The sequence below is a fragment of the Psychrosphaera sp. 1_MG-2023 genome (genome assembly GCF_030548245.1).
Lineage (GTDB): Bacteria > Pseudomonadota > Gammaproteobacteria > Enterobacterales > Alteromonadaceae > Psychrosphaera > Psychrosphaera algicola.
On the sequence record NZ_JAUORW010000004.1, the window covers coordinates 297,214 to 307,945 of the forward strand.

Here is a 10,732-nt window from a genome sequence, read left to right on the forward strand (position 1 = left end):
TCCATGGAAGAAGCCAGATTAGCCGTGACGATTATTGTGTATTTAATTATTTTTCTTATACCGTCTGTTTTCTGCTTTATACTTTTTGCAAAAGAAATTAAGAATGGGTTTCAGGTTTTTGTGAATTGGCTTAAAAATCATAGTACTAAATTATTAATTCTCGCTGTTTTAGTGTATTTGTTTTGGCTGATTTTTGTAATGATAAAGTCGAATACTTGGTATGTGGGAAATTCCACTTTTGATCTCTGGTTTCCGGAAAGAACAGATGAGAAACTGGTTTCTTTCTGGTTGTCCGTAGCATCTTCAACTTTAGATAGTGCCATATTTCTATTATTAATTAGCTCCGTCCTTGGATTAAAGGGTTTAAAAGATCCGAAAGAAGAAGAGTATAAACGGAAGATCCAAAATTTATTTCCAGAAATAGACATGCACTCTGATATGGGACAGTACCTCCAAAAGAAAATATCGTTCCTTGCTTGTATAAGCCCATCTGCTCAACGGGTCATTACCATTGATAAAATTTCTAATTGTGGGAATTACATTCATCTTTCGATGCAAACGGATTGTGATATTAAAAACATCCATCACAACCACCAGTTCTCTGATGAGTTAAGATATACAATAACACCAGACAATATAGACTTTGACGAAGAATACCTTGTTAAAGTACTTAAAATGAAAGTAATCAAGCACACCTCCAAAAGGGATAACAAGTGTGACGTTATTAACCACCCAATAACTTTAAAACCTGGCGAAGATACTCAAACATTTAGTAGAACTCTAAAACTAGATCTCTCGCCATATGACACGGCCACATATCTAATTCATACAATGATGTGGCAAGATCTTTCTAAGCCACTAAATACCAGTAATGTAAGATATACGTTAGCACAAAACTACGAAATAAAGAATGAAACCGGCACCGACCTTTATTTGAAAGTAAACTCTCCCGTGTCTAAAAGCTTTATGGATAAAGTTAAATCAAGATTTAACATTGACCTAGAAAAGCATAAAGAAAAGTTAACAAACTTAAAGGCTGGCGATGTACATAACTTTGGAACTGGCGAGGTTGAACCAGGAGAAAAAGTCACATTAACATTTTCCAAAACAAAATTTGAAGAAAATACACAATAAAAATATGTAAGCTAAACTTATAAAGTGTTATACTAAAAAACTTGAGGAAACATATTTACTAAAGTATAGTTAAAAATCAAGATACACTTATCTAACTAAGGAGCCAGATTATGCTTAAATTAAACCTTTCTTTTCAAAGTGAAGTTGTTGGTCCATAAAATTTTTTAGTTGATAAAGCCCCTTAACTGGGGCTTTTTTGTGCCTGCAGATCACCAACTCCTACCGCTACCCTAATTATTACTTAGGGTAACCATCGTATTATTTGACCATCACCAGAATAATGGTTTAGGTCTGAAATTCCTCCCCATTCATTTCACCCTATCAAAAACCAACAATTCTAAAAATAAATTCCTATTAAAAACAACAACAAGAAACCAAAAGTTTACTTTTGTAACTAAACCAACTTGCTAAAACAATAAACCAATGGTTTACTATAAACCATAAGTTTATAAATGAGGTTTAAGTTATGGAAACAATCAGAACAGATAGAGGCTACCAGTTAGACAATATCCATGTTGATGCGAAGCCGTTTTCTCGCCTTCCTACTCAACAAGCGCGAACTCTGTTGTTAGTAGCCAAGGGTTTACCACAAAAGCGGATCGCCAAGGAATTAGGTGTTGGCCTTTCTACCGTTAAACGGGCATGTAGCGAACTGAGCTATAAATTTAGCACTCAAAATATGCGTGAAACCGTCAATAACGCAATCCAACAAGGTGTGCTCAGATACATGCTAGCCGCTCTATTATGCGTTACTTCGGCATGCAATGAAGATGTTGAACGCAGTTATCGTAGCAATAGAACCGCCCGAACTAGTCGTACTACGAGGTCAGGTCGCAAAGATCTTGATGGATTCGGAATAGTTTAATTAAAAGGCCACCAGCTGGTGGCCCTACTTAACCACCCTAACCTACGTTTGCAGACTCCAGTTAGGGTAAAAAGCACTCAGGAGAGTATCACATGAGAGTACAAAATCACAAAGATCAAGTAATCCAAGATCTATTCGAACTTAAAGCCCAGGTACAACCGGCTTACAAACTTAACATTACCGCTATTGGTCCAGTGGTGAGTGTCTTCCTTAAAGATGAAGAACCTATTTTAGTTGTTGATCTTAATTATGACAACAACACCAATAACGACTTTGATGATGCCTACAAGCGGATCATGAGCAAAGTAAAAATTCACAAGCTTTTAAACGACTCTCAGACAGAACAAGGAAGTTCACTCCTCCCTGTCGTTTATTCACCAGGCATTCAATTTGGTAAGTTAATAGGAGCAACAGCATAATGTGGTTTACAAACGCAATTTCATACCAATTCACCAAACCGTTTAACGTTACTGTTGAGCAAATACAAGCTGATTTAGAGCAGCGTCCGTTTGTTCCTTGTGGCTCTATGGATTCATCAAAACAAGGTTGGGCTTCTGCAATACCTGGTACAACTTCACTTGTTCATGTTGTTGGTGGTAACGCTTTAATCTGCTTAAAAACAGAAGAAAAAATATTACCAAGCTCAGTTGTTAACAAAGAGTTAAACGAGAAAGTTTCTCTACTTCAAGACGATCGTGGCCAAAAAATTGGCAGAAGTGAACGCATGACTTTGAAAGAAGAAATTATTCAACAGTTACTACCGAAAGCATTTACCAAAGAAAGTTTGTTGTTTGCTTATATCGATTACAAGGGCCAACGAATTGTTGTTAATGCTAGTTCAGCAAATAAAGCTGAAACATTACTAGCGTTCTTACGTCAATCGTTGGGCTCACTTCCAGTTTTACCATTTAAACCTGAAATAGATTTATTAGCTACGTTAACTGATTGGGTTAAAAACAACTCAACACCAGCGCCATTTACTTTAGCTAACAATATTAGCCTTAAAGCGCTTGATGAAGAAGCCAGCCAAGCCAAGCTTAAAAACCTAGATTTAACTGAGGAAGAAGTTCAGCTTCATATCTCCAATGGCAAATACGTTGAACGCTTATCTCTATGTTGGGATAACAAAGTTTTATTCGACTTAACTGACGAGGGACACTTTAAACAAGTTAAATTTCTCGACGTTATCAAAGAGCAAAACGACGATATCAACACAGATGATGCGGTAGGCAAGTTTGATGCTGACTTTGCATTAATGGCCGGTGAATTAAACCAGCTACTTAACAATCTTGCAGTTGAGTATGGGAGTGAAGCGTAATGTTTGCCGTTTTTGGAATGTCGTTACGGCTCGCCAAAAAGGAGCTAGACAAAAAATTATCGAACCCTAACTCAAAATTCACTCGGTCTTACCGCGAACTGCCGGAAGATGAACAAAAAGCGCTTTATGAAAAAGAAGCAAACCGACTTCTCCAAAATATGAGTTTAAAACAAGTTAGCGCTGAAATGTCCGCGCCAGAGTTTGTTTTAGAGCTTAAAAAAGAAATGGAAAAGAGCGGGCTTTATCGAGATTTAGAAATTAGATGCAAGCAAGCAGCTTTAAACAAAGATGGAACCATCAAGCGTGCCAAAAAAACAAATAAAGTTTCGCTTAAATGGGTTTCTTACTCTGAATATTTACAAAATAAGGAAGCAGCATAATGGCTAGAGGCGTAAACAAAGTAATTTTAATCGGTACTCTAGGCCAAGACCCAGAAGTGCGATTTATGCCGAACGGCACCGCAGTTGCAAACATTAGTTTAGCAACAAACGAAAGCTGGAAAGATAAAAACACCGGTCAAATGCAGGAGAAAACTGAATGGCACCGCGTTGTTGTATTCGGCAAACTCGCAGAAGTGGCCGGTGAGTATCTGCGTAAAGGCTCACAAGTTTATTTTGAAGGCAAACTTCAAACTCGTAAATGGCAGGACCAAGCAACGGGTGTCGATAAGTACACTACAGAAGTAGTTATTGATTTTGGTGGCCAAATGCAAATGTTAGGTGGTCGTTCAGATAATTCGCAGGCAGGTGGTAGACAACCGGGTAGTTTCCAACAACCAGCGCAAGCACCACAACAACCGGCACAACAACAAGCTCCGGCGCAACAGCAACAACCAATGAGTAAAATGCCGGCTCACTTTAGCCAGGGCACGCAATCACCTGCGCCAAAAGAGCCCCTACCTGATTTTGATGACGATATCCCGTTCGATCGTCTTCTACGTAAACCTCATAGCCATTGGGTGGTGTGATATGGACACTATGACTGCTGCAAAACACATGGAAAATACCGGAAAGCTCTATAACGCCGCTGATTTAGCTGCTGAGTTAAACGTCTCAGCTCGCGTGGCCAGTGGTTACCTGTGCAATATCCGACTAAGCAATAAATACAATACCGAAGATGATGGCCTGCCAGCTCGTCGCGTTCGTGTTCTTAAAATTACGGGACACGCGTCTTCCGACCTTTGGAAGCTCGCACTCGGTATCAAAAGGAGCGCTGCGTAATGTCTATTATCATCGGTAACACCTACCACAAATTCACAGTTATCAAAAAACTGGCGAAGAAAGATGCGTTTGGAGACAACTATTACCTCGCTGAATGCGAGTGCGGTAATGAACGTGAAATTCGTAAATACAATATCGGACGGGTTCAAAGTTGTGGCTGTATAGCAGCAAATTGGCGTAAAGAGGTGAACGATAGAAGTTTTAGTCTTCGTTCAGAAGTTGAAGCATCTAAGCCAAAGCGCAAACGTAAAGGGGCTTATACACCTTCTAAATCGTTGCAAGTTGAGACGACATTAGAAACGCTTCGTTTTCAAAAGGAATATTCTTATGAGTGATCTAATTAGCTCTGACTTAGATGCAGATTTGAAAAACAGCTGGGGAACTGACCCGGTAATATTTAATGCTCTAAATAAAGAGTTCAACTTCGAACTAGATGCCGCGGCCAGTGCACTAAATAATTTAGTCACTCCATTCATTACTAAAGAAATGGATGCCTTGGCGTTGGACTGGAAACAGCAAATTGATGACTTCTATGGTCCGCTACTTCGCAAAAACTACACCGTTTGGGTAAACCCGCCATACGGTAACGGGTTTATTAAGCAGTTTATGCAGAAAGCAATCGAAGAAAAGGCAAAAGGGGTTACTACAGTTCTATTGGTACCGGCAACGCTCGATGCCCAATGGCTGCCGATTCAAGATATTTCTGAAATTAGGATCGTTACCGGTGGTCGCCTGAGTTTTTACCACCCCATTACCAATAAGAAAATTAACGGTAATACAAAAGGCTCTATGTTCGTTGTTTTCCGACCTACGTCCATGCCTTGCTGTATTAGATTGGTAGACAGGAATGAGCTTTTAGTACAGGGAGAAGAGTGATGAAAAACAAACTTATAGATTTGAATAACCACTTGTTTGCGCAACTCGAGCGTTTGAACGATGAAGATCTTGAAGGTGAAAAGCTAATCGAAGAAATTGAACGTGCAAAGGCCGTTAGCGGTATCTCTAAAGATATTGTTACTAATGCCAGGTTAGCTCTCGATGCCGAAAAGTTCCGAGTTGAATTTGCTCATGGCGGCACATTGAAAGTTCCAGAAATGCTGGAGTCCAAATAATGAAGTCAGGTCGCGTTTATAACAAAGCTATGCTGCAGTTTCTGGAAGAAAACTTTAAGGATATGTTCACCAAAGAACTAACTGAAGCTTTTAATAAAAAGTTCGGTAAAAAGAAAACTGTGGGCCAAATTAAAGCGTGTCTTAATAATCACGGTATTAAAGCTGGGGTTCGTCGCAACAGAACACCACGACGTTACTTAAACGAACATTTAACATTTCTTCAAAAACATTATTTAACGATGAATTTGGAAGAGTTAACCGCAGCGTTTAACAACGAGTTTCCTAAATTCAACGCGAATATCAAGTCAATTAGGGCCTGTCTTCGTAACCATAAAATACTTAGCGGCCGTACTGGGCACTTTGTACCAGGTGAAGACTCTTGGAACAAAGGCATGAAGGGTTTAAATACCGGTGGCGAAGCGGGATGGTTCAAAAAAGGTGCTCGTTCGTTAAATCAAAAACCTGTTGGCTCTGAACGTGTAAACGTTGTCGGTTACATTGAAATCAAAGTGTCAGACCCAAACAAATGGCGCCTAAAAAATCGGGTCCTATGGGAACAGGCAAACGGACCCTTATCATCTGATGATGTTATTACCTTTATTGATAACAACCCGCTTAATTGTGTCCTGGACAACTTGATGAAAATATCCAGAGCGCAACATGCAGTTATTAACAAAATGGGTTTAGCCAACGTTCAACCAGAAGCCAAAGAAACAACCGCGCTCATTGCTAGTGTTGTAATGAAAACCAACGAGGTGCGCCATGGATAAAATTTCAATGCCTAAAGCGTGTATCAGCTGTGACCATTATCAACACAAGGGGCGCAAGAAAGATGTCGTTTGCCCCTTTGGTAACAAGTGGGACAAAGTTGAACGAACCCAGTTCGGTGGATGCAGTAAAAATGAATGCGATGTTTTCGCTACTCAAATATGTACTTCTTTTACTTACCCAGTCGAGTTGATGGATGTTCATGAAGTGCCAAACCGAACGTTTCCCTTAGAACCGTTCCAGCAAGTAATGGTGTGAGAAATGACTAAAATAGTGCAATTTCCGAACTCGAGCGTACGTGATTTCAATAAACAAGATGAATTCTTGGATAGATTACTTGACGCATTAGAAATGTTTTCTACATTTTCCAAATTCGATCACTTCACGTTTAAAGAAAATAATGAAGAACATCATCGATACTTTTTTATTGCTGAGTATGTTGGCAAAAATAAAAAAAGCATAGTTAAAATTGACTTCATTCCTAAAGGGAAGTTCCAAGTTTCTGCAGAAGTGGTAGTTAAAAATAAACGTGACCTTAGTTGCAAAAACAAAATTGCGCTGCTCAAAACGTTATTTGAGTGTTGCGGCGAACTCCACCCTTCCTTAGTGTTTGTGCAGACACCTCATTGGGCGAATGAATGGGATGTTTTGTTTTAACTTATTGTAGCTAAACAAGAGTAACTAACCGCCCTACGGGCTAAAGGAAAAATTATGTCAGTTGAAGAATACAAAACCTTATCAGATGTTCCTTGCCCTGATTGTGGCAGTGACTTTATGGCGTTATCAATCGAATCTAGCCGAGAAATGGGTTTTAGCCGAATTATTTGCGGTGACTGTGTTGATTTTATTTTCTCAATGAAAACGCATGAAGAAGGTTTACTCAAAGCGTTTGAGAAAAAATACAAAGTGAAGATTACCTACAGTAAATAAACCAACTGTTGCATAAATTGCAGCAGTTCAATTAACAAAAAATAATATGAGATATCAATTATGAGATTTAAACGTAGATTTTTAAAATAACCATAGAAACTTACTTCATAGCATTCATGTAGTGCTATGTGTTGAGTTACTAAGATCAATATCATTGGAGCTACGAACATGGTTTACGTAAAACTTGGCTGGGTTAAGGCCAAAATTATTAACCAGCACAAAGGTTTTTCAGATGATGCATTAAACAGAATGCGCGCTACTGGGAAGATCGTCGAAGGCAAACATTGGAAAAAGGTTCGCGGCGTCGTAATGTATAACTATGAAAAAATAGATGAGTACTTTGAAAATGACGGAATCGCTGCTTGAGTACTGCAAAAGCTTTGAAGGTGTTTCGATACACGGTAAGAATATTAGGGTTAGTTTCTATTACCGCGGCGTTCGTTGTATTGAATCCATCAAGGGCGTTAAGATAACGAAATCGAATATCAAGTTTGCATCAAACAAGCGAACGGCGATATTACATGAAATTGCAACTAACCAGTTCAATTACCTTAGTCATTTTCCAGAGTCAAAAAGAGCTGCTCTTTTTAGCCCTGGCAAAGTGGTACCGACCGTTGCCCAAGCCATTGAAAAATGGCTGAGTACTTATGAAGTATCGGTGCGGCCGAAACAGTTCGGGCTCACAAAGTCCAGAATCGACGCTTATATACTTCCTATGTTTGGACACTATAAGCTTGATGATCTAACGCAAAGTAAAATTCGAGCTTGGCGCGATGGTCAGCTGACTGGAAGTTTGGGGAACAAAACGATTAATGATGTAATGAGCCCACTTCGCGCGATATTTAAAGACGCGATGGCAGATCGTATTATCGATTTTAACCCAATGGATCATATTAAAAATCTTAAGAGAACTAAGCCGGATGAACCCGACCCATTCACACAAGAAGAAATATCTCGGTTTAAAGATCAGGATACTCATTACGTTTCAGAAAAAAACGGCGTTTTATTTGCTATTTACAGCGGCGTGAGAATATCAGAATGGATGGCCCTTTCATGGGATGATGTTGATCTAAAACGTAGGAAGGTAACCATAAGACGTTCAATTGTTGACGGTGAATATGCGTATACTAAAAACGATGGGAGTAATCGAACCATTGATCTATTAGACCAGGCATATGAAATTTTACTCGAACAACGAGCGGTTACTCAAAGATCCAAACTTTGCACTGTGTCTGTTCTCAAAGACGACAACCGAACCAAAGAAGATCAATCACTGCGATTCGTATTCCTAAACACAAATACTGGAAATCCATTTACTCGAAGCAACAACTTTGTAACGGGATTCTTTCGTACTTATCTAGAAAAATGTAAGATCAGATTTAGACCGGCCAACCAAGCTCGACATACATACGCTAGTCAGTTGCTAACAATGGGTATCGCAGAACGTTGGATCGCAAAACAGATGGGTCATACTTCAATAGCAATGTTAGAAAAACATTATGGCAAGTGGATGGACTCAGAAGTACCGGACATGGCGACCAAAATTTCAAAAATGTTTTCAAATGGATCCAATAGTGATCCAAAGTTACAACAGGGTGTTGTAAATAATTGAAATTAATAAAGAAAAATGGCGGAGAGAGAGGGATTCGAACCCTCGTTAGGTTTTACCCTAAACACACTTTCCAGGCGTGCGCCTTCAGCCACTCAGCCACCTCTCCGCATTGCTTTTTTAAAGCCGCGCCATACTATTGAATTACGCGGCTTTCTGCAAGCCTATTTATTGATACCACCTGCTAGTTGGTGATAATTCAACCGAATAGGCTAAGCGTTACCTTTAACTTTTACTTTGTTGTCAGCGGCAAAATTGAGCATTCTAGTCAGTGGGATCATCGCTTTTTCAGCTAATGTTTCATCGACAAAAACTTCGTGACCGACAACGTTAACTAATGCTTCCTCTAACGCTTTAAGACCGTTCATTGCCATCCACGGACAGTGTGCACAACTTTTACATGTTGCGCCGTTACCAGCCGTTGGAGCTTCTATAAACGTCTTACCTGGGTTAGCTTGTTGCATCTTATAAAAAATGCCACGATCAGTCGCGACAATAAAAGTATCATTGCTCATTTCTGTAGAAGATTTGATTAACTGTGATGTAGATCCGACGGCGTCTGCCATCGCAACAACAGAAGCTGGCGATTCTGGGTGAACTAATATCGCTGCGTCAGGATATACATTTTTAAGATCGGCTAACGCTTTTGACGAAAATTCGTCGTGAACGATACATTCCCCATCCCACAACAGCATATTAGCGCCGGTTTGATTATTGATATAACTGCCCAAATGGCGATCAGGCCCCCAAATGATTGGTTTACCTTCAGCCTCTAGGTGGTCAATAACTTCAAGTGCGATACTCGATGTTACAACCCAATCGGCACGTGCTTTAACCGCCGCAGAGGTATTTGCATAAACAACGACGGTATGGTCAGGATGAGCGTCACAAAACGCAGAGAAGCGGTCAACAGGACACCCCAAATCTAAAGAACAAGTCGCTTCTAATGTTGGCATCAACACTGTTTTTTCTGGGGTCAGGATTTTTGCCGTTTCGCCCATAAATTTAACGCCAGCGACCAATAAGGTTTTTGCTTCGTGCTGATTGCCAAAACGTGCCATTTCCAATGAATCGGCAACACAACCGCCGGTTTCTTCGGCAAGAGCTTGAATTTCAGGATCGGTATAATAATGGGCGACAAGTACTGCATTTTTTTCAATCAATAACTGCTTGATGCGATCTTTATAAGCTTGTTGCTCGCTATCATTAAGAGGTATTGGTTTTGCAGGAAATGGGTAATCTTGTTTAACGGCTTTTGCTAGGCTCATATCTAATTTATTTAAGCTAAAAAATCTTCGAAGAATTATACAGGACTGAGTTCTAATGTCACTCAATTGGCAAAGTGAACACTGTGCAAAATGCAAATAACATATGTCTGCAACTTTTTGTTTATCGACTAAAAGTTTACAGAAGCCTGAACAGCGTCTACTGCAATGTAAATTTCAATGCCTTTCTAATTATAGTTAGAAGCTTAATTGAGTTTCTAATCCAAAATAGAAGAACCATATCGATGATTTTCATCCAATCATGACAAGTGCAATATTTATAAGGATTTAGTTTTGATGTAATAAAGGGAGGTTTTAAGTGGTGGGTCATGATTAAGGATGACTTCAGACATCCTGTCTTACGCCCTTCGGGCCTGCTAAAGCAGTTCAAAAATATTCCATACATTTTTGTCGAACCAAATCGATGGTTCTCGTCCAATCATGACAAGTGCAATATTTATAAGGATTTAGTTTTGATGTAATAAAGGGAGGTTTTAAGTGGTGGGTCATG

17 protein-coding genes and 1 tRNA gene are annotated in these 10,732 nt (G+C 39.5%); 16 read left to right on the forward strand and 2 right to left on the reverse strand.

The annotated features are described in order from the left end of the window. Positions 1-3 precede the first annotated feature (3 nt). The 16 genes from Q4575_RS05475 (at position 4) to Q4575_RS05550 (ending at position 8,959) form a co-directional block, all read left to right on the forward strand. A complete protein-coding gene (locus Q4575_RS05475) occupies positions 4-1,134 on the forward strand; it encodes a hypothetical protein (protein ID WP_303521624.1) in 1,131 nt (376 codons plus the stop codon). 466 nt (positions 1,135-1,600) lie between these two features. Further along, positions 1,601-1,999: a helix-turn-helix domain-containing protein gene (locus tag Q4575_RS05480; protein ID WP_303521626.1), complete on the forward strand. Its 399-nt coding sequence runs from the start codon at positions 1,601-1,603 to the stop codon at positions 1,997-1,999. A gap of 92 nt (positions 2,000-2,091) precedes the next feature. Then, positions 2,092-2,418, forward strand: coding sequence for a hypothetical protein (locus Q4575_RS05485; RefSeq protein ID WP_303521628.1), 327 nt, complete (start codon positions 2,092-2,094; stop codon positions 2,416-2,418). After that, positions 2,418-3,317, forward strand: coding sequence for a recombination-associated protein RdgC (rdgC, locus tag Q4575_RS05490; protein WP_303521630.1), 900 nt, complete (start codon positions 2,418-2,420; stop codon positions 3,315-3,317). Before Q4575_RS05485 ends, rdgC begins: the two co-directional genes overlap by 1 nt. Beyond that, the gene (locus Q4575_RS05495; protein ID WP_303521631.1) at positions 3,317-3,697 is read left to right on the forward strand and encodes a hypothetical protein; all 381 of its coding nucleotides are present in this window, start codon (positions 3,317-3,319) and stop codon (positions 3,695-3,697) included. The genes rdgC and Q4575_RS05495 overlap by 1 nt, the downstream gene beginning before the upstream one ends. Further along, on the forward strand, positions 3,697-4,284 hold the full coding sequence (gene ssb, locus Q4575_RS05500) for a single-stranded DNA-binding protein (protein WP_303521632.1): 588 nt from the start codon (positions 3,697-3,699) through the stop codon (positions 4,282-4,284). The genes Q4575_RS05495 and ssb overlap by 1 nt, the downstream gene beginning before the upstream one ends. 1 nt (position 4,285) lies before the next feature. Beyond that, a complete protein-coding gene (locus Q4575_RS05505; RefSeq protein WP_303521633.1) occupies positions 4,286-4,537 on the forward strand; it encodes a hypothetical protein in 252 nt (83 codons plus the stop codon). Then, a complete protein-coding gene (locus tag Q4575_RS05510; protein ID WP_303521634.1) occupies positions 4,537-4,872 on the forward strand; it encodes a hypothetical protein in 336 nt (111 codons plus the stop codon). Before Q4575_RS05505 ends, Q4575_RS05510 begins: the two co-directional genes overlap by 1 nt. After that, the gene (locus Q4575_RS05515; protein WP_303521635.1) at positions 4,865-5,413 is read left to right on the forward strand and encodes a phage N-6-adenine-methyltransferase; all 549 of its coding nucleotides are present in this window, start codon (positions 4,865-4,867) and stop codon (positions 5,411-5,413) included. The genes Q4575_RS05510 and Q4575_RS05515 overlap by 8 nt, the downstream gene beginning before the upstream one ends. Further along, entirely contained in the window at positions 5,413-5,649 is a 237-nt protein-coding gene (locus Q4575_RS05520; protein WP_303521636.1) for a hypothetical protein, read from the forward strand. The genes Q4575_RS05515 and Q4575_RS05520 overlap by 1 nt, the downstream gene beginning before the upstream one ends. Then, the gene (locus tag Q4575_RS05525; RefSeq protein ID WP_303521637.1) at positions 5,649-6,419 is read left to right on the forward strand and encodes an HNH endonuclease signature motif containing protein; all 771 of its coding nucleotides are present in this window, start codon (positions 5,649-5,651) and stop codon (positions 6,417-6,419) included. Before Q4575_RS05520 ends, Q4575_RS05525 begins: the two co-directional genes overlap by 1 nt. After that, a complete protein-coding gene (locus Q4575_RS05530; RefSeq protein ID WP_303521638.1) occupies positions 6,412-6,675 on the forward strand; it encodes a hypothetical protein in 264 nt (87 codons plus the stop codon). The genes Q4575_RS05525 and Q4575_RS05530 overlap by 8 nt, the downstream gene beginning before the upstream one ends. 3 nt (positions 6,676-6,678) lie before the next feature. Next, positions 6,679-7,074, forward strand: coding sequence for a hypothetical protein (locus Q4575_RS05535; RefSeq protein WP_303521639.1), 396 nt, complete (start codon positions 6,679-6,681; stop codon positions 7,072-7,074). 54 nt (positions 7,075-7,128) lie between these two features. After that, positions 7,129-7,347, forward strand: a complete 219-nt coding sequence (locus tag Q4575_RS05540) for a hypothetical protein (RefSeq protein WP_303521641.1) — start codon at positions 7,129-7,131, stop codon at positions 7,345-7,347. A gap of 168 nt (positions 7,348-7,515) precedes the next feature. Further along, positions 7,516-7,713, forward strand: a complete 198-nt coding sequence (gene xisR, locus Q4575_RS05545) for an excisionase family protein (protein WP_303521642.1) — start codon at positions 7,516-7,518, stop codon at positions 7,711-7,713. Then, positions 7,679-8,959, forward strand: a complete 1,281-nt coding sequence (locus Q4575_RS05550) for a DUF3596 domain-containing protein (RefSeq protein WP_303521644.1) — start codon at positions 7,679-7,681, stop codon at positions 8,957-8,959. Before xisR ends, Q4575_RS05550 begins: the two co-directional genes overlap by 35 nt. Positions 8,960-8,975: 16 nt before the next feature. Here Q4575_RS05550 and Q4575_RS05555 read toward each other — a convergent pair. Together Q4575_RS05555 and nadA are read right to left on the reverse strand one after the other, a co-directional pair. After that, positions 8,976-9,065, reverse strand: a tRNA-Ser gene (locus Q4575_RS05555). Between the two features lie 103 nt (positions 9,066-9,168). Next, complete coding sequence (nadA, locus tag Q4575_RS05560; RefSeq protein ID WP_215965037.1) at positions 9,169-10,224, reverse strand: quinolinate synthase NadA; 1,056 nt, start codon at positions 10,222-10,224, stop codon at positions 9,169-9,171. Positions 10,225-10,732 lie beyond the last annotated feature (508 nt).